The sequence below is a fragment of the uncultured Bradyrhizobium sp. genome (genome assembly GCF_947648125.1).
In the GTDB taxonomy this organism is placed as follows: domain Bacteria; phylum Pseudomonadota; class Alphaproteobacteria; order Rhizobiales; family Xanthobacteraceae; genus Bradyrhizobium.
In genome coordinates this window covers 84,308-108,569 of record NZ_CANSMR010000009.1, presented here as the reverse complement: position 1 = coordinate 108,569, position 24,262 = coordinate 84,308, and the positions used below count along the sequence as shown (strand labels likewise).

Below are 24,262 nucleotides of genomic sequence, written 5' to 3'. Positions count from 1 at the left end.
GGTTCTCGTCGCATTGCCACGACGGCAGGAAATGTTCTACAGCACAAGCAAACGGAAGACATAGGAGCAACGGTGCATGGCTGATCAGGGCTTGGTGAAGGAAACGGCGTGTGCCGTCGTCGAGAAACTGAAAGCCGGCGACGTCACGCCGCTCGACCTGCTCGATGTGCTGGAAAAGCGCATCGCCGAGGTCGACGGCAAGGTCAACGCACTGCCGACGCTCTGCTTCGACCGTGCACGTACTCATGCCAAGGCCCTGATGCAGAAGCCGGCCAGCGAGCGCGGCCTGCTTGCGGGCCTTCCGGTCCCGATCAAGGACCTCACCGCCGTCTCCGGCGTGCTGACCACGCTGGGCTCGCCGATTTTCAAGGACAACATCCCCGCGAAGTCGGACATCCTGGTCGAACGCCTCGAACAGAATGGCGGCGTGATCTACGCCAAGTCGAACACGTCGGAATTCGGCGCCGGCGCCAACACCTTCAACGAGGTGTTCGGTCCGACCCGCAATCCCTGGGACACATCGCGCTCGGCCGCCGGCTCCTCCGGCGGCGCCGCGGCGGCACTTGCCAGCGGCACCGCGTGGCTCGCCCACGGCTCCGACATGGGCGGCAGCTTGCGCAACCCGGCGAGCTTCTGCGGCGTCGTAGGCCTCCGGCCGTCAATCGGCCGCGTCGCGCAGACGCCGAAATTCGGCGTCGACCGCACGCTCGGCCAGCAGGGACCGATGGCGCGCAATGTCGAGGACCTCGCGCTGCTGCTCGACGCAATGAGCGGCGAGCATGCTGCCGATCCGCTGTCGCTGCCGGTGCTGCCGACATCGTTCCTGTCCGCGGCGCGCTCGAACCAGAAGCCGAAGCGCATCGCCTACTCGTCCGATCTCGGCATCACGCCGGTCGATCCCGAGGTCAAGGCGGTGACCCGCAAGGCCGCGGAGCGGTTCGCGGAAGCCGGCGCGATCGTCGAGGAGGCGCATCCCGACTTCCGCGAGGCCCATGAATGCTTCCATGTGCTGCGCGCATTCGACTTCGCGATCAGCAAGGCCGAATTGCTGCGCACCAAGCGCGACCTGCTCAAGCCCGAAGTGATCTGGAACATCGAGGAAGGGCTGAAGCTCACCGTCGAGAAGCTCGAGCGCGCCGAGGCGCAGCGTGTCGCGATCACCGCGCGTGCGCTTGAATTCTTCGAGCGATACGACCTGCTGCTGGCGCCCGCGACCATCGTGCCGCCGTTCCCGGTCGAGAACCGCTATGTCGCCGAATGCGACGGCAAGAAGTTCGACAATTACATCGAATGGCTCGGCATCGTCTATGCGATCACGCTGGCCTGCTGCCCGGCGTTGTCGCTGCCGTGCGGCTTCACCGCGTCGGGCCTGCCGGTCGGTCTGCAGATGGTGGCCAAGCCCCGCGCCGAGGCGCAGCTTCTGGCCGGCGCGAAAGTGCTCGAGGACATTCTGGGCGTGCGCGGCACCACCCCGATCGATCCGCGCGCGCCGCGTTCCTAACCCTCATGGTGGAGAGCGTGGGCGACACCCTCCACTTTGTCATTGCGAGCGAAGCGAAGCAATCCATCGTCACCGAGCGCGCAGAGCAATGGATTGCTTCGTCGCTTCGCTCCTCGCAATGGCGTGGCTATCTAGGACGAAGGGATCGGCTGCAGACGATCTGCCCTACGCCTTCTCTTCCGTCGCATGCAGCGCGACGGTGAGCGCGAGCTTGGTCTGCTCGACGATCTCGTCCATCAGTTCCTCGCGGCTGATCTGGCCGACTTCGCCGGTGAGCAGGCCCTGCTCGGCAAGCATCACGATGCCGTGCAGCCCGGCCCAGATCTTCAGCGCCTGCCGTTCGCGCAACAGCCCGACGGCCGGCGCCTCGAACGACTCGATCAGCAGCGCCAGCGTTTCCATTGCCGCGACGTGCAGCTCGCTGCCGACAGGCGCGCAGGCCATGGTTCGGGACGCGAACATCAAGCGGTAGATACCGTGGCGCTCGAGCCCGAAGGCGAGCGCAGCCTGGGCAAAGCGCGACAGTTTCGAGCCCTTGCCGGGCTGCTCGATCGCCTCGCGCATGATCACGTTGAACTGCCGGAACGCTTCCGCGGTCACCGCCTCCAGCAACGCCTCGCGGTCGGCGAAATGCCGGTACGGCGCCGGCTGCGAGACGCCGAGTTGCTTGGCCAGCGCCTTGATGCTGATCGCTTCGGGGCCACCGAGCTCGACCTCGCGTAACGCCACCTGAATCAGGGCTTCGCGGAGGTCGCCATGGTGGTAGGTTTTGAACGGCTTACGAATGATTTGTCCCATTGCCGCAATGATTGCTCGAGTGCGATGCCCATCGAGAGGACAGGATAGCGAAATCAAAGGCTTACGTCACCCCTTCGAATGGGGGATGCGACATCCGCAATGCCGGTGGCGGCGACCTGCCGGATCCTCCGGCCATATCCGCGAAGCTTGCCTCGTTCGCCCGGGCAATCTTCAAGGCCGGACACGGCCGGTCGGTCCCCCCGCTTTCCTGATCGACTGGATGATTGACCTCCGCGCCCACCACCATCCGTGAGCTGCAACTGAAGCCGGCCTGCCGCGCCCACATGTACAGGCACCGCTTCACTTCTTCTTGCCGCGCCTGCGGCGGCAGGAAGCCGAACCGAGCTCGATTTGCGCAAGATGAAGCTCAACTGTTGGCTGCATACTTAGCGAAGTAAACCGAATAGGGCCGCAAAATGTTTACCACTCCCGCAAATCACCTCTGAGGCTGTGAACGATCTCACTAAGGAACGACCGCAACGGGTCTAGCATGCTGGTTGCAAGGATCGAGAATACCACTGCACAAGTCGCATCCGTTCCGAAGCCAGTATTGGGCAAGGAGGAAGGCATGCAAGACAAACGGTTCGATCAATATTTCTAGTTTTTCCAATGCATCTTGATGCCGGCGCAAACTGCGACCGCAATTATCAATCCTGGGAACTTCCCAAACTTGCTCATCGTGCGACCCGCGCCTTCGAATGGAAGTATCGCGTGACCGCGAATTGACGGATGAGCAGCCACAAATGGCTGAGCTCGATTTTTCGGTATCCCTCCATCTGGAGAGATCCCGCGCAACTTTCATACGGCGAGGCGGTTTCACAAATTCTCTGAGCGCCGTCGATCGCCGCAACCCAAGCGGAGTATCATTATGGTGACGCCAGTTGGACCGCTTTTCGCAGTCGGCAATCAGGTCGTGACGAAATCTGGGTGGCGTATCAGCTACTGGGTCGATGCGCACAACCAGCAATTGCAGGCAGCCGGGCAAGCGCCGGTGTATTACTGGCTGCCCGAGCAGGTCAATCTCGCGCGGAAGCCCAACGGCGACTACAAGTTCAGCATGATCCACTTCGCCGGTGTGCGATCGAGCGGCACCACCGTCGGCGAAACCAGTTCCGACAACGAAGTGGCGGGCGGGCTGATCAATTTCGCGACGACTGCGGCGCCGCCGGACAACGTGCTGGCCGATGCCCATGCGGCGCTGATCGATCAGGTTCGCACACATGACAATCCGCTGTGGCGATACACCTCGAATCAGAAGCCATGGTTCACTTTCATTCCCATCGTCAGCAATCAGTGCGTGCTCTCCAACACCTTGCCGGGCGACAGCCGTGGCATTCCGGCCGTGATGTCGAGCAAGAGCCCAATCGCAGGAGCGCCACCGACGATCGGGCTCAACCGCTCCTATCTGCCGGCGGGAGTCATGCCCCGCACGGTGCCGCAGAGCTATCGCGGCACCAACATCGACCCGATGTTCGTGAAGCTGTCAGGGCAAGGCCCCGGCACCATCGATCCAGGCGCGGAGAAGGCTTACAGCGCGCTGCTCGGCAGCATCCCGGCGGCGGTTGCCTATAGCGGCTTTCATAATCTCGGCACCGGCGTGATGAACGTGACGCAGAACATGATGGTCCGGGTGGTCAGTCCCCTGATGACGATCGACATCACCGGTCATTGGTCGAGAATCCAGGATCACTTCTCTGGTGCCGCACACGCCGGCGGTCTGTTCTGGAGCGCCGACATTCAAGCCCAATACGACAGCCTCCGCGAATCCGGCGACATCGAGGTCCATACATTCGTCGACCAGTCGCTGCCTGGGGCAGACAAGCTGCAAGAATATATGGACAAGCGGAGCGACTTGATCTTCCAGAAGTTCATGGACCTGGCGAAGCAGGTGATCTTCGACCCGGCACCATTCAACGAGCAACCGGCACAGGCCAGTGGCGGCTTCCTCGGCTTCGGTGGCGGCGCCGCGTTCAAACTGCGCGAGCAGCGCACCAACCTCGATCTGGAGTATCACGAGACCAAGGAAATCGCCTACCTGCAGAACTATCAGGTCGGCGGCACGCTCGACGGCGTGGCGGATGAAATCCGGGCCAATCCCGCCAAGGACAAGGTCTACTTCCTTACGGTCGATATCGGCGACTGGGACCGCAAGGTCGCGCGCGTCTTCAAGCCGGTGGTGAACTGGCCGGATCCGACGCAGAAGTGGGTCGGTGAACCCGTGGCATTCCTGTCCTGTCAGGTTGGCTATCCCAACGCCGACGGCGCCCTGCAATGGGATGGACACGTATTCAGTCCGTCCGATGGACCGGACGCCCATTTCGATACCGCGACGTTCATGAAGCAGAAGAGCGACGTTGCCCATCCGCCGGCGGGCTGGGAGCCGGACAAGATGTTCCTGAAGCGGCAGATTCACTTTACCGAGCCGCCGAGCGAATTCGAGAATCCATATGCACGCGTGCAGGTCGAGAAGGACATCGTCGATCTCGATCCAAGCCCGCTCGGAACGCCCGACAACACAATCGCGGTTGAAGTCCGCGTCGAGGAAGCCGGCACGCTCTCGGTCGGGCCGATCCTGCTTGGCGCCAATCTGACCGACGACACCCAATACGTCGAAGTGACGATGCAGGCGCTGGGCAAGCGCGACGACGGCAATGACCGGGATCCGGTCAAGTTCACCTTCAAGTTCGCGGATCAAAACACGCCGCGCTACTGGCTGGTTTACACCGGGCAGAAGAATTTCGTGCCGAAGTTTCAATATTCGGTTCGCGTCGTGGTCAAAGGCACGCTGTTCACCCACGGACAGGAATGGTCGACGACCACTCCGATCTCGACGGGCGGCAGCGGCGGGCTGATGGTGACGGTACCGACGCCGGATGATCCCAACGTCACGAAGAAGGATGTCCCGTTGTCTGCGATCGCCTCAACGACAACTGGACAAGGTGCGCCGGCAACGCCGCCGCCCTCGACCGGTCACGTCGTACCTCCGCCCAGTACGTTGAAACCAACGGCGCCTCCGCCGACCGGCAAGGGCGCGCCCGGTTCCGGCGGCTATGGCGAAGTCGACGGCTGGGCGGCGTCCCCCGGAGATGGCGGCGCATCGAGGGGTGCACCGGCTCCAAAGGACGAGGTTGTGTTCTCGAGCTTCGAACCAGCCTAGTCGGGCGGAGCAGCCATGTCTGCCCTTGGACCACACATCGCGACGAGCACGACATCCGGCTGGAGCAGGCTTGATCTGCCGGGTCCAGCATCGGTCCAGGTGCGGCGTACGAGAGATGGTTACGACCATCTCTCGGGCAAGCCGCGGGTGGCGCGCGACATCGCCGGCCGCCCGCGGGTGGCGTTGACACTGGTGCTGTCGCGTATGCCGACGCTCGACGACGCCTCCATCGCACCGCTGGTGACATGCGGTTCGCTGTCGCTGGTGATTGCGTTCGAGACCCCCGAACAGGACATCGCGGCCCTCGCCTCGCGGCTGGACGCACCATGCCGGAAGCTGTTCGTCCGTGCCGGCCGGTGCTCGCTGCGTGACAGTCGCGCGTTCTATGCCGGCACCGACCTGTTCGGAACGCGGGTCGAGGGCACCATCGGCACGTCCCTGCCGCCGGAAGCCGCGCTCGACGTGCTCTACGCGTTCGACCGACGGGCATCGCGGCTTCGACTTGTGACCGAGATCGTCGACGGTCCACCGATTGACGATTTGTCGCTCGACCTCGTGCTTGGCGGGATTCTCGATGGCCTGGATCGCAACCTTTATTTGTCTCTGCTGGTCGTGAATGCCGACGGCACCGCGAACCGTGTGCCGCCGCTACGGAAGAACCTGTCGGGCGGTGAAACGGCATTGCGGGCGGCGCCGGCGGCGGTGCCGCTTGTTGCAATGAACAACCGGCTCACCTCCCTGCCGTTCGCGATGACAGCAAGCCACATCGCGCAGCCTTCGGCGGCCGCGCTGATCTCGGGCGGCGCCACGAGCCAGGGCATCGCTCTCAATGCGCACGCACATACGTTCATCGGCAACGATATGTACGTGCTGCCGCTGCACCTCGATGATACCCAGTCTCCCACCCAGAACTACCCGGTGGTGTCCGATGTCGCCGCGCATTGGTGGCCCGATGCGCTCGACCCGAAGGCCGGCTGGTATGCACCGACCTTCACATTGGTGAAGCCGGCGGCCAGCGACAATGCCGCGAACGCGGCGTTCTCCTTTGTGCTGGCAAAAACCGGCTCGGTGCTTGGCTCGGACGGCACCGCAAGAACCGGATTGACAGCAACCGTGCGGCTCACCGTCAAGGCCGCGATGACGCCAGAGACGGCCGCCGTCGCCGCGGCCAATCCGGATCGCAGGCTGCAAGCGGTTCCGTTGCAAAATCTGTCATGCGCGCTGCAGATTCCGTATCGCCGTGCGGGCACCAGCGAGATTCAATCCCAGCGATTTCCCGGAACAGTGTCCCAGACCGGCGACCAGATCACGATCACCGTCGCGTTGCTCGACGACTGGGTGCGGCTGACCTATGCGTCACTGGCATTTCCCGGAACCGGTGAGCCGCCGCGCGTCGTCGTCTCCTACGCTTTCACCTCCTACCAGTACATCTTTGACAGCCCCCAGACGTTCCACGTGATCGGAGGCGGCCTCGTCCACCAGATTGCCAAGGTGGCCACCGTCAACGATCTGCCGGCGCAGGTGCGCGGACCAACGCTGGTCAGGCAGGACCTGAAAATCGTCAGTGCGTCTGGTTCGGTGCAGTTCGACCGCGAGAGCCCTTCGATTGCCGGACGGGCACCGGCGACACCGGCCGTCTCGCACCTTGCGGTCACGCCAATACCGCCTGCGGACATTCAGCCGCATCTTATCCCGGCAATAATCACTCCGCACCGGACGCTGGTGACGCGTTCGGTGGTACGCGAGGAGACCACCGACGCTTCGCTGCCGTGCGGCAGCTACGGGAACTTCTATCTCCAGCGCAATGATGCCGGGGTTGCAACAGCGATCGGCTGCCAGGATTCCCTGAAGCTCGGCGAAACCGCGCTGAAGGCATTCGATGAAGTCACCACGTTGCGTGATCCGGCGTTCCGCGTGTTTCGCTCGCTGCAACAGCCAGGACGCTTCATGGTCGCGCCGACGGCGTACCGGGTCGGGCGTTTCGGCGACGGAAGCGGCAGCAAGGCCTTCCGACCGATGATCATGCTGTATGGCCTGCTCGATGTCGATCCTGCGAACAATCGGTACGCCTTGACCACGACACTGATTCCGGACGTCTCTCCCGGGGCGTTGCTGCAGCTCGGCGCGAAGCTTGTCGCCCTGACGCCGTCGGGCAGCACGCCGGCGATCGTCTATCCGACGGATCCGTTCGTCGCGGCCACGGTCGGCTATTCGTGGGCGTTACCCGCCGAATTGGGCACGCCGCAAGCAGTCACCGTACTCGACGCCATCACCATTACCCTCAGCCTGCCGCTGGCCAATGCCGCGCTCCTTACCGCCGTGCTCGATCGCAGCGGCATTCAGGGCGGCGTTACCTTCACGCTGCCAGACGGCAGCAGCGTCAACGCCGCGCTGATCGTCGACAGCAATGTGGTTGGACCTCCCGAATCCGGCCCGGTGACGGTGGCACTGCAAGGCGACACCGCGACACTCACCAATCGCACACAGCAGGCCATGAACGTCACGGACCTGGTCACGTCGACGGCAAGCGCGACAAGCCAGGTTGTGGCCGTAAACACCACGCTCGCGCCAGGGACAACCGTTACCGCGAAAGTTGATCCGGCGACCACGCGAGCGTTTGCCAACGCCACCGCGGTCGCTGCGACGTCGATCGAGGAGCTTGACGTGTTCGTCGAAGACGTCACCAGCACCGTGACGTTCATCAATCAGCTCAACTTTTCCAACCATCAGTTGACTGCACTTGCCGTCCAGGCACGCCTCGAGGGAAACAGCCACATCGAGACCATCAGTCTGGCTGAAGCCAGCACGGCCGACGCTTCGTTTACGCTGCCGATCAACGACTATCTGGCACATCAGACACTGCAGTTCGCGCTGGTCGAGACCCGCGCAAGCGGCACGCTCACGACCGCCTGGCGCAATTGGGACCTTAACAAGGGCAGCGTTATCGGAATTACCGCTGATCTTCTGTAGGAGGAGAATGTTATGAGTCAGGGCTTTTCGCTACATATTGGTTTGAACGGCGTCGATGCATCGAAGTACAACGGCTGGGCGGGCACGCTGGCCGGCTGCATCAACGATGCCAATGCGATGGAGACGATTTGTCAGTCGCAGGGTTTCACGACGCAGAAGCTTCTTGATGGTGAGGCGACCGCCGACGCCATTCTCGGAGCCATCGGCCAGGCTGCGTACAATTTGCAGTCCGGAGATACCTGCGTCATCTCCTATTCCGGTCACGGCGGCCAGGTCCCGGACACGACCGGCGACTCGCCCAATGGTCTTGACGACACCTGGGTGGCTTACGACCGCATGGTCCTCGGACACGAGCTCTACAATCTGTGGGGCCAGTTTGCGGCCAACGTGCGCATCGAGGTCTATTCGGACAGTTGCCACAGCGGCACCGTCATTCGAGAGTTGTTCATCCCGAGCGGCATCCGATGGCCGCAGTCGAAACGCAAAGCAATTCCAATCTTCCCGCAGGGCCGCGGACTACAGAACCTCAAGTCGGTTTACGCGCCTGCCGCAAATACGCGTGCGCGCGGCCCCGCTCCTGACGTTGCAGCGACACAAAAGCGGTCGATTCCTCCCTCCGTCGCACTCGATGTCTTCGAGCGCGACATGCCGATGTACGAAGCCGCGCAATGGACCCGCAAGCGTGGCGCGATTACCGCTTCGGTGATCCTGATCTCCGGCTGTCAAGACAATCAGGAATCGCAGGACGGCCAGAGCAACGGGCTCTTTACCGAAAAACTCCTGTCAGTCTGGAACAGCGGCAATTTCACCGGCTCGCTGCCGCAATTCCATCAAGCGATCCTGGCGCTGATGCCAGCCGAACAGACACCGAACTACTTTACGGTCGGGGTCAACGACGACGTCTTCACCAACTCGAAGCCACTGACGATCGTGGTCGATCAACGCACCTCGGCGACGGGCCAACCGGCAAAGCCGCCCACCACCCAGCAGGGTCCTGTGGTCACCGGCCCCAGCACTTACGATCGTTCGAAAAGCAACGGTCCCGCCTTCACCGTATCGCCCGGCGCCAACGCGTATTATGCATTTGAGATCACGAGCGATCCGAACTGTTTTGGCTATCCGGCACAACGAACCGCCGACAATTTCTACGCCTCGTGGAACGACCCGCAGGTCAAGTCGCGCTTCACCGGCGCCACATATAATCTGCCACCCTATGCTTGGGCGGCATTACGCAATAACAGTGCGCTTTACTTCCGAATTCTCACCGCGAGCACATTTGATCTGGGCCGATGGGACAATTACGCGGTCTCGACGGCTGATTCAGACGCGGCATCCGCGCCGACGATCGCCTTGAATGGCGCAATCGCATCACCGCCACTGGTACCGGCATAGCCGCCGACGACCTGCTGCCGCGCGCGGCGACTGAGCGCCGCCTCGCGGCAGGGGGTGCGAGCATTGTGCCGGTCGATCGCGAGAGATCCCCAGCGGAACGTGGCGCAAGGTCATGGCCACAGACGTCGATGGCGTCTTGTCGGCTGCCGCGCCACCGGTCTCACCTTGAGAAGACAACACGCCCGATCGCGGACACCGCTTCCCTCGCCGGGACCGGCGGGGACCCAGGCATCAGCCTCCAGGCACCCAAAAATCAGTGGTTGCGAAGGTTTTCGTAACCTGCGGCGGGACTGCCGCCCGCTGAATTTTCGCTTGACGGACAACCGCGACAATAATGTAATATGCTATAACTTGGCGGCCGGTTAAGAGGTCGCCCAAGCAAGCTGGAACTTGCATAAACCAAAATGAGGAACCCGGCGCGCCCCCCACCTGTGCGCCAAAGCCGAGGGAGAGTGCTTGCATGTCCAAGCTCAAAATCCGCGTCGACCAGGACAAGTGCCAGGGTCACGCCCGCTGCAAATCGCTCGCGCCCGAACTGTTCGAGCTCGACGAATACGGCAACGCCCATGAAGTCGGCGACGGGACCGTGCCGGCCGGGCTTGAGGACAAGGCCTGGCTCGCACAGACCAACTGCCCGGAAATCGCGATCGAAGTCACCGAGGAATAGCGGCCAACAGCAACGGCCGCGTGGCGTCCCGTTGAGCCGACCAGCGTTTTGATCGAACGAGAAGGAAACGAGCTGATGTCCGATTCCCCGTCCGCAAGCTATCTGCCCGAACATCCCCCGGTCACCGACTGGGTCCATGATTTCGACCATACTGATCCGGTCTGGACCGACGACCCGTTCCCGATCTGGGAGACGCTGCGCGCGGCCTCGCCGGTCGTGCATACCGAGCGCTTCCTCGGCTGCTACATGCCGACCACCTATCAGGCGGTGAAAGAGATCGCCTACGACACCGAGCACTTCTCCTCGCGCCGCGTCATCGTGCGCGACGTCCGCCCCGAGATCACGGCCCGTGCGCCGCCGATCACCTCCGATCCGCCGGAGCACAAGCCCGCCAAGCAGGTGCTGCTGCCGCCCTTCACACCGGACGCGATGAAGCGGCTGGAGCCGCGGGTGCGCGCGATCTGCAACGAGCTGATCGACGCATTCATCGCCGATGGCCATTGCGACGCCGCGGCGCGCTACACCAAGCACATCCCGGTGCGCGCCATTGCCCACATGCTCGGCATTCCTGAGAAGGACGGCGACCTCTTCATCAAGTGGATCCACCAGATCCTCGAGCTCGGCATCAAGGACGAGAACGAGATGATGAGCGGCGTGCGCGAGATGACCGGCTACTTCATGGCCCATCTCGAGCAGCGCAAGCTTGAGCCGGGCGACGATCTGATCTCGCAGCTGTTGCGGGCCAAGGGCCCGGGCGGTCAGCCGCTGACCGACGAGCACGTGCTCGGCTCGCTGCGGCTGCTCCTGATCGCCGGCATCGACACCACCTGGAGCGCGCTCGGCTCCTCGCTCTGGCACCTCGCCAGGACGCCCGCCGATCGCGAGCGCCTGGTCGCGGAGCCGGCGCTGATCCCGACCGCGATCGAGGAATTCCTGCGCGCCTATTCGCCGGTGACGATGGCCCGTGAGGTGATGAAGGAAACGACGATCTCCGGCTGCCCGGTCAAGGCCGGCAACATGGTGCTGCTGTCGTTCCCCGCGGCCAACCGCGACCCCGCCATGTTCCCCGATGCGGACAAGGTGGTGATCGACCGCAAGGAGAACCGCCACGCCGCCTTCGGCCTCGGCATCCACCGCTGCGTCGGTTCCAACCTGGCGCGGATGGAGATGCAGGTGGCGATCGAGGAATGGCTGAAGCGGATTCCGGATTACCGCCTCGACCCGGCCGGCAAGGTCACCTGGTCCGAAGGCACGGTGCGCGGCCCGCGTCAACTGCCCGTTCTGTTCGGCAAGAACGCCTGAAGAACAGGACAGCAGTTACACCGCACCACGCAAATGAGATAGGTTGCCCCGGAATCGAGCCAGAGAATCCGGGGAGGCCTGCCAATGTCCGAACAAACCGCTCAATCCGCGAGCGACCATCTCGACATCCATGACGTCGAGCGGCGGGTCAAGGCGATCTTCATCGGCTCGGTCGGCAATCTCGTCGAATGGTACGATTTCTACGCCTACACCGCGTTCGCGCTGTATTTCGCGCCGGCGTTCTTCCCGCACAGCGATCCGGTGGTGCAGCAGCTCAATGCCGCCGTGCTGTTTGCCGCGACCTTCCTGATGCGCCCGCTCGGCGGCTGGCTGTTCGGCTACATCGCCGACCGCTATGGCCGGCGGCTGTCGCTGACGCTGTCCGTCGTCTGCATGTGCTTCGGCTCGCTGATCATCGCGGTGACGCCGACCTATGCCACCATCGGCATTGCCGCACCGGCGATCCTGGCGCTCGCCCGCATCATCGAGGGCCTGAGCCTCGGCGGCGAGTATGGCGCCAGTGCCACCTATCTCAGCGAGGTCGCCGACGCCAAGCATCGCGGCTTCTATTCGAGCTTCCAGTACGTCACGCTGATCGGCGGCCAGCTCACCGCGATCATCGTGCTGCTGTTGCTGCAGAAGGTGTTCCTGACGCCGGACGAGCTGAAAGCCTGGGGCTGGCGGATTCCGTTCGTGATCGGCGCCATGCTCGCGATCTTCGCGGCGGTGATGCGGCGCGGCCTGCACGAGACCGAGGCGTTCGAGGAGGCCAAGAAGGTCTCCAAGCCGACCGGCTCGATCGTCGGCCTCCTGAACTATCCGCGCGAATTGCTGCTGGTGGTCGGCCTCACCGCCGGCGGCACCGCGGCGTTCTATACCTTCACCACCTACATGCAGACCTTCGTGAAACTGTCGGTCGGCCTCACCGAGGACCAGACCACCTTCGTGATCTTCGGCTCGCTGATCTTCGCGACCTTCCTGCAGCCGATCTATGGCGCGCTATCGGACCGTATCGGCCGCAAGCCGCTGCTGATCTTCTTCGGCGTCGTCGGCACGCTGGCAACGATCCCGATCCTGACCGCCCTGAAGGAGACCAAGTCGCCCTTCATCGCCTTCCTCCTGATCTGCGGCGCCTGGATCTTCGTCGCCGGTTACACCTCGATCAATGCGATCGTGAAGGCCGAGCTGTTCCCGACCAATGTCCGTGCGCTCGGCGTTGGCCTGCCCTACGCCATCACGGTGTCGATCTTCGGCGGCACCGCGCCCGCGGTCGCGCTCTATTTCAAGAGCATCGGGCATGAGGACTGGTTCTACTATTATCTCAGCGGCATGATCTTCCTGTCGCTCTTGATCTACTCGACCATGCGCGACACCAAGCACGACTCCGCGATGCATCGCCACGAATGATGGCGCAACGCCGATGACCGACGACACCGAGCCACCCGAGAGCAAGCTGACGCGCAGCAAGCAGCGCTGGGCGCGCGAGGGCAAATTCCTCACCGGCAAGATCACCCGGCCGGACGAGCAGCGCCTGCCGCCGGGACAGCATCTGACGGCGGACTGGCCGGTGCTCGATCTTGGATTGATGCCGAACGTGACGCAAGAGCGCTGGCGGCTCGACGTCTACGGCGCGGTTGAGCAGACGATCTACTGGAACTGGCCGCAATTCGCGGCGCAGCCGCAGACCAGGTTCGTCTCCGACATTCACTGCGTCACCACCTGGTCGCGCTACGACAATCAGTGGGAAGGCCTCGCCACCCGCGACCTGCTCGCCGCCTGCCGACCGCGCGAGGACGCGCGCTTCGTCGCGCTGCATTGCTATGACGGTTATACGACGAACCTGTCGCTCGAGGATTTCGCCGCCGAGGACGCGCTGCTGGCCCATAGCTGGTCGGGCAAGCCGCTGGAGCAGGAGCATGGCGGCCCGGTGCGGCTGGTGGTGCCGCATCTGTATTTCTGGAAGAGCGCCAAATGGCTACAGCGCATCGAATTTTTACCTGCGGATGCGCCGGGCTTCTGGGAGGTGCGCGGCTATCACAATCGCGGTGATCCCTGGGCCGAACAGCGCTATTCTGGCGACTGACCGATCAACACAAGGAGCCTGCCCGTGCCGCACGAACGCTTTCAATTCACCGGTGTGGGCGGCCATCAGCTTGCCGCCGCGCTTGATACGCCGGACGGGCCGATCAAGGCCTATGCGCTGTTCGCGCACTGCTTCACCTGCGGCAAGGACGTGCTGGCGGCCAAGCGCATCGCGGTTGCCCTTGCTGCGAAGGGTATTGCCACGCTGCGTTTCGACTTCACCGGCCTCGGCTCCAGCGAGGGCGATTTCGCCAATTCGACGTTCACATCGAACGTCGCCGATCTCGTCCGCGCCACCGACCATCTGCGCGAGACCCGCAAGGCGCCTGCGATCCTGATCGGCCACAGCCTCGGCGGCGCCGCGATCCTCGCGGCCGCAGGCCAGATCCCCGAGGCGAAGGCGGTTGCGACCATCGCCGCACCGTCCGATCCCGTCCATGTCACGCATTTCTTCAAGGACCGGATCGAGGACATCCGCGCGCAGGGTGAAGGCGAGGTCTCGCTCGCCGGCCGCCCCTTCCGCATCAAGCGCGAATTCCTCGACGACGTCGCCGAGCAGAACCTGATGGCGCAGGTGACCAAGCTGCACAAGGCGCTGCTGGTCATGCACTCGCCGACCGACGACACCGTCGGCATCGACAACGCCACGCATATCTTCACCTCGGCCAAGCACCCGAAGAGCTTCGTCTCGCTTGCAGGCGCGGATCATCTTTTGAGCGGCAAGCAGGATGCCGCCTATGTCGCCGACGTGATCGGCGCCTGGGCCGAGCGCTACGTCGACCTTGCGCCGCGGCCGGTGGCCGACACCGGCAGCGCGCCGCGCAACGTCGTCGTACAGGAGACCCGCGCCAGCAAATTCCAGCAGACCGTCACCACGGGTCCGCATCGCATGCTGGCCGACGAGCCGGTCGCCGTCGGCGGCCAGGATTCCGGCCCCGGGCCTTACGATTTCCTTCTCACTGGTCTCGGCGCCTGCACTTCGATGACGATGCGGATGTATGCCGACCGCAAGTCGCTGCCGGTCGATCGCATCACCGTAACGCTCCAGCACAACAAGATTTATGCGAAGGATTGCGAGGAGTGCGAGACGCGCGAGGGCATGCTCGACCAGATCGACCGCGTCATCAGGATCGAGGGCGAGCTCGACGCCGACCAGCGCAAGCGGCTGATGGAGATCGCCGACAAGTGCCCGGTGCACAAGACGCTGACATCGGAGGTGCGGATCGTCACCAGGGCTGCGGAGTGAGCCTGCGACGCAGCGAGGTGGGCCCGCGCCGAAGCAGCATGTCCGCTGTACACTCTCTCCGCTTGAAATATCGAAAACAACCCCATGCAAAGTAGCCGGCGGCTGCCGGCGTTCGACAAGGCTGCTTGACACGTCGGGCAACTCAGCGATATTTTTCCAATATTCCGAAATCGTGCGTGCGCCCCTTCTACCCGCGCGCGGAGCGCTTCCCCGTCAGGCAGTTCGCCATGATGCGGACCGCGGCACCGATCTCGTTCTCGCGCCAGGCGGCGAAGCCGAGCAACAAGCCGTGGTCGTGCGGCCGCTCCAGCGCAAGGCTCGACAGCGCGCGCACCTCGACCCCGGCGGCGACCAGCCGCGTCACCGCGCTCTGGTCCGCGGCGCCATCCTTGAACCGTGCGATCAGCTGCATGCCGCCGGGTGGGACTTCGGCCGTGAGCACCGGCTCGAGCTGCCGCGTCAGCGCGGAGGCGAGGTGGTCGCGGCGCGCGCGGTAGATCCGCCGCATCCGCCTGACATGCGCCAGGAAATGCCCGTCGGCCATGAAGCCGACCAGCGCCTCCTGGACGTGCACGGAGGCGATCAGCCCGAGGTGACGCTGCGCGATCTCCATCGTCCGTGCCAGTGATGGCGGCACCACCAGATAGCCGATGCGGATGTCGGCGGTCATCGCCTTGGCGAAGGTGCCGAGATAGAGCACGCGTCCCTCGCGATCGAGCCCTTGCAGGGCCGGCATCGGGCGGCTGTCATAGTGAAACTCGCCGTCGTAATCGTCCTCGACGATCCAGGTCTTGCCGGGCTCGGCCGCCGCCAACAGCTCGGTGCGGCGCGCAACCGGCATCACCCGCCCGGTCGGGTGCTGATGCGACGGTGTCGTGAAGATGAGCTTCGGCGCGCGCGCCTCGCGCGTCCGCATCATGCCCCATTGATCGAGCCTGACGCCGACGACGGCGGCGCCGGCCGCGCGAAACGCCGCCGCGGCGCCGGGATAGCCGGGATCCTCGGTCCACACCGCATCGCCGGCCACGATGGTGGTCGCGGCTATCAGCGTCAGCGCCGCCTGCGCCGTCGGCAGGATCAGAACCTGATCGGCCTCGGCGCGCACGCCGCGGCTGACTTCGAGATAGTCGCGCAAGGCCTCGCGCAGGCTTGGCCGGTTGATCACGGTCTGATCATTGAAGCGGCGGCGCAGCGCACTGCGGCGCAGACAGCGCGCCCAAATCTCGTGCGGAAATTCGCGCGCATCCGCAAGCCCGGGACGCAGCGGCCGGAAGTCGGCCTGGTAGGACAGCGGCCAATCGGTGTCGGAGAGCTGCAGGGCCCAGGGCGACAGCAACGGCTTGCGGGCCGCCTCGCGCCTTGGCGCGGGCGCAGGCTTGGCGAAGCGTGCCTCGATATCGTCGGTGACCACCGGCCGCCGCCGCGCAGCGACGCGCAGATACCCCTCGGCCGCGAGCTGCTCATAGGTATGTGTGACCGTGTTGCGCGACACGTCGAGCTCGGCCGCAAGGGTGCGGCTCGACGGCAGCACGGCCCCGCTCCTGATCCGGCCGCTCGCCATCAGCGCACGCAGCTGCTGCGTCAGCTGCGCGGTCAGCCCGGCATCATCCGCACGCTTCAGCGCGAGCAATTCGGCGAGGATCAATCTGGCTCCTTTGATCTGTCAAATCTGGCTCTTTCGATAGAGCCAGTGCGATCCTATTGACAAGCGGTATCGCCTGCAAGGATGCCGCCCGTGAACCAATCCCTATCCCCCGCCAAAGCCGCCGCCTTGTTCATCGTCGTGGTGCTGGCCTGGGGCACCAACTGGTCGGTGACGAAATCGCTGGTCGAGGCGGTGCCGCCGCTGTGGACCGCATCGATCCGCAGCTGGGTCGCCCTGGTCGCCCTCTTGGTGATCCTGCGCGCCAGCGGCAATCTGATCATTCCGCGGATCGCCGATGTCCCTGTCGTGCTCAGCGTCGCGCTCTTGCACATGACGTTCTTCTCGACCCTGGTCGCCGCCGGCCTGCGCTATCTGCCGGCCAGCAAGGGCGTCGTGCTCGGCTACACCACGCCGCTCTGGGTCGCGCTGGCCGCCGGCGCGGCGCGAACCGAACGGCTCGGCGCGCTCAAGCTCGTCGGGGTCGCGTTGGGGCTCGCCGGCCTCTGCGTGATCCTCAACCCGGCGTCACTGGACTGGAGCAATCTGCACGTCATTGCCGGCGCCGGCATGATCATCATTGCCGCAATCTGCTGGGCCGCCAACATCATCTATATCCGTTCGCACCGCTGGATCGCGACGCCGCTGCAGCTCTTGCTCTGGCAGGTGCTGGTCGCGACCGTGGTGCTGACCATGGCGGCGCTGGTCACCGAGGGCGTGCCCACGGTGACATGGTCGCCGCACCTTGTGCTGCTGTTCCTCTATTCCGGCTTCATCGGCACGGCGCTGGCGTATTGGGCGATGTCTGTTGTCAACAAGAGCCTGCCGGCACTGACGACCTCACTCGGCACGACCGCGACGCCGATCGTCGGCATCGTGACCGCGGCGCTGCTGCTCGGCGAACCGATCGATCTTTCGCTGGCGATCGCCGCGGCGCTGATCGTCGGCGGGATCGCGCTGAGCTCGCTCGCGGACGCGCCGGCGCGTGCGTAATTAGGGCCTGTACTCATAGATTCGTCACGTCCGCTTCGGTCTCGGAAGCTGACGTCGAAACCGACGTCGCTGCATGTCGGCCTTGGGCCAACAGCAGACGTTTGACGCATTGACTACAACACCTGAAAAACATCTAGCGTTCGTGCGTTCGGCGAAAGCGAACCGCTGGCGATCGAGCAGATGCGGTTCAGCCAGTCGTATTTTTCCGAACTCGTCTCGAAGTAAGGCGTGGTGCGGAAATAGTAGGCTCCCGGGTCGACGATTTCGCCTCGATAAAGGCGATCCATGACTTCTTTCGGACCATGACGAAGGCCCTTCCAGGCTGTGTAGATCTGATGGTTGTCGTCGGTCTCGAGAGCCAACCGCACGTCCACCTCCATCACGTCGTCGCGGCGGATCAGAGACCATCCGCCGCCACCCGGCAACACCTTGCCCTTGAGCTTCGGTCCGTCGAAGCTACCGCCGTCAAAATGAAAAATCCGGCGGCGGCCATAGGGAGTGTCGCCAAGAACGGATACTTGAATCTCTAGGGTGATCGTGAACAGAAACCTGGTGTTGATCTCTGGCATGGAGGACCTCCTGATGACTCGCATCTGCCATGTGCCGCGAAATCTATTGTAGGACCTTTGGTCTCAACTCGCACGGGGCTAGGGTCAAACTCAGAAGTCCGGATGCTCGACGGAGAGGGTCGGCTTTGCCCTCAATAACGGACATCGCCAGCCAAGCCTGTCAGGTCCGGATAGGGCCATTTCCGGACTCGTGCGCCGCAAAGGAGGCTTCGGTCACCACATCGGCGCCGACATACGCGCGCTCATTCGGGCAAGCCCGCTTTCCGGAGTCCTTCAATCAGCAGCTTCGAGTTTGATTGCCCACCCCGAGCAATCCATGCTGATACTGTAAAGTCGGGGTCGACCTCAAGCAGACGCACCGCCGCCTCACGCGCCTCAGCGTCACGTTCGAGATGGGCGAAAGCGGACGCAAGACAACGGTAAGCTCCCGAATAGGAGGGATTCTGACGTTGGGCCTTCTTCCCTGCGACGATGGCCTCGTCAAAGCGACCAAGCTCAATAAAGGCCATCCCCATCCCACCAAACGTTAGGTGTTGCCGTGGGTCTACTGGGCTCATGCGAATGGCACGTTCAAAGCTGCGGACTGCTTCCTCCGGCAGCGCCGCAATTTTATAGACCCAGCCTCTGTTGGTCCATGCGAGAGATGAATTTGGGTTTAGCGCGACCGCCCGGTCCGCCATTTCGATCTCACTTTCACAATCGCCGACCATGAATGCTGAGACTAGGCAAGCCATTGCTAACGTGTCTGGATCACCATCGTCGACGCTCAATGCCAGGCGAAGAAGCCGAACTGCTTCCTTGCGATCAGATTCAGGATCGAGAGCAGAGCCCAAAAGGACGTTTCGCAAGTGACAGACACCTGCCAGAGCAGCGACAAATCCGAACCGAGGGTCCAGCTCCAAAGCACGATGAGCCAGCCTTATCGCCTCGGTCAACCCTTCGTGGGTCATGGAATGGTAAGCCTGCACGGCTCGGAGATAAAAGTCATAAGCGGTGAGGGTCTCTGGTCGCCGCCGCGCGGACATCGCTATTTCTGTTTGCAGCAGTTTTGGCTGAATGGCTGAGACGACGGCGGCCGTTACTTCGTCCTGGAGGACGAAAACCTCGGTCACGTCACCCTCGAACCTGTCCGCCCAGATGTGCGCGCCCGTCACTGCATCAATCAACCGCCCTGCAATGCGAACCTTCCCCGACGCCCTGCGCACAGACCCCTCAAGGACATAACGCACGCCAAGCCTGCGTCCGACTTCCTTGATATCGATCGTTCTGTCCTTGAAGGTGAAACTCGAATTACGATCGATCACGAACAACCATTTGAACCGCGAAAGCGCCGTCGTGATCTCCTCAACCATCCCGTCCGCAAAATACTCCTGCTCAGGATCGCCGCTCATGTTCTGAAACGGTAATACTGCGATCGAGGGCTTGTCCGGGAGGGCGAGCGCGACTTCTGAAGAGTCCAAGTCGCTGTCCGAGAGGATCGCCGCACCAGTCGGCCGACTCGTTTCGTGCACTACGCCGACGAAACGAAAGCCCTTTCGCGGCAATGTTTTGATGAGGCGTTGTTCTTCACCGGAATCGCCGATCGCACTTCGGGCGACGTTCAGACGGGTCGTCAGCGCCGCATCGGATACGATGCGCCCATTCCAAATGGCACTGATGAGGTCGTCTTTGCCGACAACGCGCTCCCTGTTGCGGATCAGGTAATGGAGCAAGTCGAATACCTGTGGCGCCACGGAGACGACGTCCGCTCCGCGATGCAGCTCGCGCCGGTCAGTGTCTAAAGCGTACTCCTCGAAGAGATAGCGCAAGCTGCCAGTCCCTTTAGGCGGTCTCCGATCATGGAGGCTCCAGCACCGCTTGGAACGCAAACAATAAGCCGCCGGCAAGGAAAATGTAAGCCGGGTATCAAGCGCATCCTGCGGCGTCCTGACATCCTTGCTTTGTCGGAGGCAGATACCGGGGAGATTTCAGATGGCTACAACTTTCGATGTGTCCGCGTCGAGACAGACCTTCGCGCCGGTTCGACTTGGGCTGAGCCTGCTCGCCAATTACCGCGCCGCCCTTCGCGAATGGCACGAACGCCGACAGCTTCGGGCCAGGCTGTCCGACCTGAGCGATATGGCGCTCCACGATATCGGTATCTCGCGCGGCAAGATCGACTACATCGCCGCGAACCGAGATGTCGATCCACGAGGCGTCCAATCCGCAGGATGACCCCACGATCTGATAACGGTGGATGGTTGGAATTGGAGGCGACCGGGCCTGTCGTTTCCCTGATGCCAACTTCCGGATCGGGTCTTCGCGTCGGTTTGAACGTTAGCGGGTGACTTCCGGTCTTACCTTGACTTCGGACGTTTCCTCGTGCCGCGCGAACGGTCGCGATGGGCCAGAAGCAGAAATAGAGCCTTGCGGTTGGACTTCGACGCAGCCAGTATGAACGCTCGCCACTTGCAGGTGTCGTCATGTCCTCGGTTGATGGCTCTCCGCTCGCAAGCACGACGTGGCTTGCCGCCCATCTGGACGACCCGATGGTGCGGATCATCGATGTGCGCCGGGAGTCCCGCTATGAGAATGGTCGCGGCATAAGTTTCGACGATCATGATGGCTACCGTGCGGGTCATATTCCCGGCGCGGTGTTCGCAGGCATGATCGCGGAGCTTTCCGATCCGGAGCATCCGGTTCCTGAAATGCTGGCGCCGCCGGAGCGCTTTGCCGCCGCCATGAGCCGGCTCGGCGTCGATCGCGAAACTCTCGTCGTTACCTATGACAACATGGGCTTCCCGCTTGGCTCAGCGCGACTGTGGTGGGCCTTGAACTATTATGGTCACGACAAAGTGCGCGTTCTCGATGGGGGACTTCGGCAATGGGTGAACGAAGGGCGTCCCCTGACTACAGAATTACCGCATGTTCAGGCCACGACCTTTGCTGCGTCGCCCATCTCTGGCTGGCTTGCAACAAAGCAGGATGTTCGCGATGCGCTCGGACAGCGCGGCACGGTGCTCGTCGACTGTCTGACCCCCGAGCTATACCAAGGCCGCGGCGACCGTCACCTGTGGGGGCAACGTCCCGGTCACATTCCGGGCGCCGTCAACGTTCCCTATCTTGCCAATGTTGATCCGGCTTTGGCGGAAGCGACCTCGGCTGAGCGCGCACGTATTCTAGTGGAGCGACGCGATTTCATGTTCTCCGCGCCGGAGAAACTCGCAGGCATGTATGCAGCTGCAGGGATATCAAATGACAGGCGGGTGATTACTTATTGCGGCACAGGGTACGCGGCCGCGTGTGGCATGCTGGCTCTGAAACTGCTGGGGCACGGCGATGTCCGGCTTTACGATGGGTCGTGGGCAGAGTGGAGCGCTGATCCGAGCCTGCCAGCCGAGATCAGCGCTGACGGAGAAGCGTGACAATTAAAGACGTGATCTTGCTGACACCTCATGTCCGCTCAGGGCCATTCGCTTCGTTTTGGCCGGCGGCCGATCACTTCCGATCCTCCCCGGAGAACGGACATTCTCAGAGCCGGTCGGCATGTCTCAAAGGGGCCAACGGACGTCGCGGCTTAGATAGATCCGGCATCCTTAGCTAGTACAAATGCTCCTTTCGCGGCTTTCTCCGCATCGTGTCCGCGGATCCATTCCGTCGATGCCCTCCATTGCGTCCACTGCGCCATGAGGTGGTCTCGTTCCGCCGCGGTCTCATACTCGGCACGATAGAATTTGCCAGCATCCCGCGCGAGTTTTTGGATTAGGCTCGTCCGCTCAATCCTGATTTGTTCGTAGGCCTTCAACCGCCTCGGGACATCTTGTTGTTTGGCGCCTTCCAGAAATACTGCAAGCGTGAAGCCGTCTTCGATCGCTTGCGCGGCGCCCTGGCCGAGATGTGGCACCATCGGGTGGGCCGCGTCACCAAGCAGCGTCATCCGACCAGCAGACCAATGTGGCAGGGGCACTCGATCATAAATGCCCCAGCGAAATGTCGCGTCGAGAGCGCCTATTGTTTCCAGCACGGGATCGTCCCAACCCGCATATTCGGCGCTTAACGCCTTCAGGTCACCCGGGGCCGTCCACGATTCCTCCGAATCCAAATTGGTGGGGACAAAAGCGACCATGTTCATCAATCGGCCACTCGACACCGGATAACATATGAAACTGCGGCCTTTCCCGTTCCACCTCGATACTCGGCCTCCGATGTCTTTCGCCCATGAAAGCTTCTCGGTCGGGATCAGGCCTCTGTAAGCCATTACCCCTTCGCTCGATGGATAGGTTTTCAGTCCGATCTCGCGTTGCACGGCAGAGTGGATGCCGTCGGCTCCGATCACGACGTCGGAATTGACAATTGCGCCATTCGAAAACGTCAAGCGCACGCGATCATTTGTTTCTCTGGCTTCCGACAGGCGATGACCCAAGTGGAGTGTGCCTTCCGGTTGGGTGTCGGCGAGCAGTTTCAGAAATTCTGCCCGATGAACATTATAACTCTGGATACCTGTCGAGGGGGTCGTCGACGTATAGATAACCTCACCAACGGATGTCCGCATCACCAGACCGGTTATTGGAGAACCTATTTTCTCGATCCCTCCTGTCAGGCCGATCCGTTGGAGCAGACACGTGGCGTTGGGAAGGATGGAAACCCCCGCGCCCATCTCGCGCAGCTCGCTAGCCTGTTCAAAGACCGTGACGCTCAATCCGCGCGCCCGTAAGGCCAGCGCAGCCGTCAGGCCCCCGATTCCACCGCCGATGATGGCGATTTGAAGTCTTTCAGACACCACCTTCTCCCCCGGAATGTTACTGGAAGCCGACGGTTATGAGTACACGCCCTAGGCCGTCGCGAGCGGCCTGACCCGCAAGCTCCCGCGCAGGCCGGCGCCGGCGCCGAGCATGATTCCGGCAATCGCAATGAAGGACGACAGCGACAGCGTCGACAAGCCGGTGAGCCCCTGCCCGACCGAACAGCCGAACGCCATCACGCCGCCGGCGCCCATGAGCGCGGCGCCGCTTGCCGAGCGCAGCATGTGCTGCGGCGACCGATAGCCTTCGAGCTGGAAGCGCCCGGTGGCAATCGCGGTGACCAGGCTGCCGGCGAACACGCCGAACACGGTGACGATACCGAAATTGAGCGTCGAGCCGGTCGACAGCATCACATACTGCAACGCGTCGGCGATCGGCGCGATGAAGGTGAGCGATGTCACCGGCACCGGGTTGAAATCATCGGCGCCGAGATAGCCGGTCGCGTACCAGCCGCCCGCCACCAGCAGGCCGACGATCAGGCCGGCCACAATCTGGCCAGGCGATTTTCGGAATGGCGCATGGGCAAAGGCGAAAATGATCAGGACGGCTGATAGCACCGAAGCCGCCACCATCCGCGCCGACACCGCGCCGAGGCCGATCTCTGCCAGCAGCGCCGGCACCGAATTGGCTGACACCGTGGCCTGCGACGCCTGCACCATCGCGATCCGCAGCGGCGCGATCAGGCCCTTCAGCGTCATCTCGGCAAAGATGCCGAGCACGATCACGACCACGAAGGAACGCAGATTGCCGCGCCCGAGCAGCACCAGCGCCCGCGAGCCGCAGCCGTTCGACAGCACCATGCCGTAACCGAACAACAGCCCCCCGAGGAACATCACCGGTGCCGAGAACGACGGTTGCAGATAGATCGACTTGCCGAGATCGACGAGGCCCGCAGAGGCCAGGAGCTGCGAGGCTGCGATCGCAACCCCCATCGCCAGCGCGTAGGTGCGCACCAGCCGGCCGTCGCCGTCCGCCCACCAGCCGCGCAGGCCGCTCATCATGCAAAAGCCGCTGACGAGCCCGACCGAGCCATAGATCAGGCCGATGATCAGGGCGGCGAGGATGACGATCGTGGCGGTGTCCATAACAATCCTTCAATTGCCTTCGTCATTGCGAGCGAAGCGAAGCAATCCATACTATCACACGACAGAGAATGGATTGC

The 24,262-nt window shown here is 62.9% G+C and carries 18 protein-coding genes; 12 read left to right on the top strand and 6 right to left on the bottom strand.

The annotated features are described in order from the left end of the window. Window positions 1-76 precede the first annotated feature (76 nt). Window positions 77-1,501, top strand: a complete 1,425-nt coding sequence (locus tag Q0030_RS18245) for an amidase family protein (RefSeq protein WP_298369785.1) — start codon at window positions 77-79, stop codon at window positions 1,499-1,501. Between the two features lie 165 nt (window positions 1,502-1,666). On the opposite strand, the gene Q0030_RS18240 is transcribed toward Q0030_RS18245, so the two are convergent. Then, complete coding sequence (locus tag Q0030_RS18240; RefSeq protein WP_298369783.1) at window positions 1,667-2,299, bottom strand: TetR/AcrR family transcriptional regulator; 633 nt, start codon at window positions 2,297-2,299, stop codon at window positions 1,667-1,669. A 913-nt stretch (window positions 2,300-3,212) separates the two neighbouring features. On the opposite strand from Q0030_RS18240, the gene Q0030_RS18235 reads away from it, so the two are divergent. From Q0030_RS18235 to Q0030_RS18200, 8 genes are all read left to right on the top strand, one after another. After that, window positions 3,213-5,456 carry a hypothetical protein gene (locus tag Q0030_RS18235; protein WP_298369780.1) on the top strand — a complete coding sequence of 748 codons (2,244 nt, stop codon included), beginning with the start codon at window positions 3,213-3,215 and terminating at the stop codon, window positions 5,454-5,456. 15 nt (window positions 5,457-5,471) lie between these two features. After that, a complete protein-coding gene (locus Q0030_RS18230; protein ID WP_298369778.1) occupies window positions 5,472-8,426 on the top strand; it encodes a hypothetical protein in 2,955 nt (984 codons plus the stop codon). A gap of 12 nt (window positions 8,427-8,438) precedes the next feature. Then, window positions 8,439-9,818, top strand: a complete 1,380-nt coding sequence (locus Q0030_RS18225) for a caspase family protein (protein WP_298369775.1) — start codon at window positions 8,439-8,441, stop codon at window positions 9,816-9,818. A 460-nt stretch (window positions 9,819-10,278) separates the two neighbouring features. Then, the gene (locus Q0030_RS18220; protein WP_038387982.1) at window positions 10,279-10,485 is read left to right on the top strand and encodes a ferredoxin; all 207 of its coding nucleotides are present in this window, start codon (window positions 10,279-10,281) and stop codon (window positions 10,483-10,485) included. A 75-nt stretch (window positions 10,486-10,560) separates the two neighbouring features. Beyond that, entirely contained in the window at window positions 10,561-11,787 is a 1,227-nt protein-coding gene (locus Q0030_RS18215) for a cytochrome P450 (RefSeq protein WP_298369760.1), read from the top strand. A gap of 84 nt (window positions 11,788-11,871) precedes the next feature. Continuing rightward, the gene (locus Q0030_RS18210) at window positions 11,872-13,194 is read left to right on the top strand and encodes an MFS transporter (RefSeq protein WP_298369758.1); all 1,323 of its coding nucleotides are present in this window, start codon (window positions 11,872-11,874) and stop codon (window positions 13,192-13,194) included. A gap of 13 nt (window positions 13,195-13,207) precedes the next feature. Further along, entirely contained in the window at window positions 13,208-13,870 is a 663-nt protein-coding gene (locus Q0030_RS18205; RefSeq protein ID WP_298369755.1) for a sulfite oxidase-like oxidoreductase, read from the top strand. Window positions 13,871-13,894: 24 nt separating this feature from the next. Next, on the top strand, window positions 13,895-15,115 hold the full coding sequence (locus Q0030_RS18200) for a bifunctional alpha/beta hydrolase/OsmC family protein (RefSeq protein ID WP_298369752.1): 1,221 nt from the start codon (window positions 13,895-13,897) through the stop codon (window positions 15,113-15,115). 187 nt (window positions 15,116-15,302) lie between these two features. On the opposite strand, the gene Q0030_RS18195 is transcribed toward Q0030_RS18200, so the two are convergent. Further along, on the bottom strand, window positions 15,303-16,760 hold the full coding sequence (locus Q0030_RS18195) for a PLP-dependent aminotransferase family protein (RefSeq protein WP_298369750.1): 1,458 nt from the start codon (window positions 16,758-16,760) through the stop codon (window positions 15,303-15,305). Window positions 16,761-16,841: 81 nt separating this feature from the next. Between Q0030_RS18195 and Q0030_RS18190 the strand changes: the two genes are divergently transcribed. Next, entirely contained in the window at window positions 16,842-17,750 is a 909-nt protein-coding gene (locus tag Q0030_RS18190; protein WP_298369747.1) for a DMT family transporter, read from the top strand. Between the two features lie 113 nt (window positions 17,751-17,863). Here the strand turns inward: Q0030_RS18190 and Q0030_RS18185 are convergent, their stop codons facing one another. Both Q0030_RS18185 and Q0030_RS18180 read right to left on the bottom strand, forming a co-directional pair. Further along, window positions 17,864-18,319: a DUF3237 domain-containing protein gene (locus tag Q0030_RS18185; RefSeq protein WP_298369745.1), complete on the bottom strand. Its 456-nt coding sequence runs from the start codon at window positions 18,317-18,319 to the stop codon at window positions 17,864-17,866. 242 nt (window positions 18,320-18,561) lie between these two features. Then, complete coding sequence (locus tag Q0030_RS18180) at window positions 18,562-20,127, bottom strand: winged helix-turn-helix domain-containing tetratricopeptide repeat protein (protein WP_298369742.1); 1,566 nt, start codon at window positions 20,125-20,127, stop codon at window positions 18,562-18,564. Window positions 20,128-20,290: 163 nt separating this feature from the next. On the opposite strand from Q0030_RS18180, the gene Q0030_RS18175 reads away from it, so the two are divergent. After that, complete coding sequence (locus Q0030_RS18175) at window positions 20,291-20,533, top strand: DUF1127 domain-containing protein (protein ID WP_298369739.1); 243 nt, start codon at window positions 20,291-20,293, stop codon at window positions 20,531-20,533. A gap of 248 nt (window positions 20,534-20,781) precedes the next feature. Continuing rightward, window positions 20,782-21,723, top strand: a complete 942-nt coding sequence (locus Q0030_RS18170) for a sulfurtransferase (RefSeq protein ID WP_298369736.1) — start codon at window positions 20,782-20,784, stop codon at window positions 21,721-21,723. 152 nt (window positions 21,724-21,875) lie between these two features. Here the strand turns inward: Q0030_RS18170 and Q0030_RS18165 are convergent, their stop codons facing one another. Both Q0030_RS18165 and Q0030_RS18160 read right to left on the bottom strand, forming a co-directional pair. Next, the gene (locus tag Q0030_RS18165) at window positions 21,876-23,078 is read right to left on the bottom strand and encodes an FAD-dependent oxidoreductase (protein WP_298369734.1); all 1,203 of its coding nucleotides are present in this window, start codon (window positions 23,076-23,078) and stop codon (window positions 21,876-21,878) included. A 51-nt stretch (window positions 23,079-23,129) separates the two neighbouring features. Beyond that, window positions 23,130-24,185 carry a YeeE/YedE family protein gene (locus Q0030_RS18160; protein ID WP_298369731.1) on the bottom strand — a complete coding sequence of 352 codons (1,056 nt, stop codon included), beginning with the start codon at window positions 24,183-24,185 and terminating at the stop codon, window positions 23,130-23,132. Window positions 24,186-24,262 lie beyond the last annotated feature (77 nt).

Coding starts and splice junctions, on each gene's coding strand:
- Q0030_RS18190 (WP_298369747.1), top strand. CDS start 16,842: ATGCCGCCCGTGAACCAATCCCTATCCCCCGCCAAAGCCGCCGCCTTG.
- Q0030_RS18240 (WP_298369783.1), bottom strand. CDS start 2,299: ATGGGACAAATCATTCGTAAGCCGTTCAAAACCTACCACCATGGCGAC.
- Q0030_RS18215 (WP_298369760.1), top strand. CDS start 10,561: ATGTCCGATTCCCCGTCCGCAAGCTATCTGCCCGAACATCCCCCGGTC.
- Q0030_RS18210 (WP_298369758.1), top strand. CDS start 11,872: ATGTCCGAACAAACCGCTCAATCCGCGAGCGACCATCTCGACATCCAT.
- Q0030_RS18205 (WP_298369755.1), top strand. CDS start 13,208: ATGACCGACGACACCGAGCCACCCGAGAGCAAGCTGACGCGCAGCAAG.
- Q0030_RS18160 (WP_298369731.1), bottom strand. CDS start 24,185: ATGGACACCGCCACGATCGTCATCCTCGCCGCCCTGATCATCGGCCTG.
- Q0030_RS18175 (WP_298369739.1), top strand. CDS start 20,291: ATGGCTACAACTTTCGATGTGTCCGCGTCGAGACAGACCTTCGCGCCG.
- Q0030_RS18170 (WP_298369736.1), top strand. CDS start 20,782: ATGTCCTCGGTTGATGGCTCTCCGCTCGCAAGCACGACGTGGCTTGCC.
- Q0030_RS18245 (WP_298369785.1), top strand. CDS start 77: ATGGCTGATCAGGGCTTGGTGAAGGAAACGGCGTGTGCCGTCGTCGAG.
- Q0030_RS18220 (WP_038387982.1), top strand. CDS start 10,279: ATGTCCAAGCTCAAAATCCGCGTCGACCAGGACAAGTGCCAGGGTCAC.
- Q0030_RS18225 (WP_298369775.1), top strand. CDS start 8,439: ATGAGTCAGGGCTTTTCGCTACATATTGGTTTGAACGGCGTCGATGCA.
- Q0030_RS18230 (WP_298369778.1), top strand. CDS start 5,472: ATGTCTGCCCTTGGACCACACATCGCGACGAGCACGACATCCGGCTGG.
- Q0030_RS18185 (WP_298369745.1), bottom strand. CDS start 18,319: ATGCCAGAGATCAACACCAGGTTTCTGTTCACGATCACCCTAGAGATT.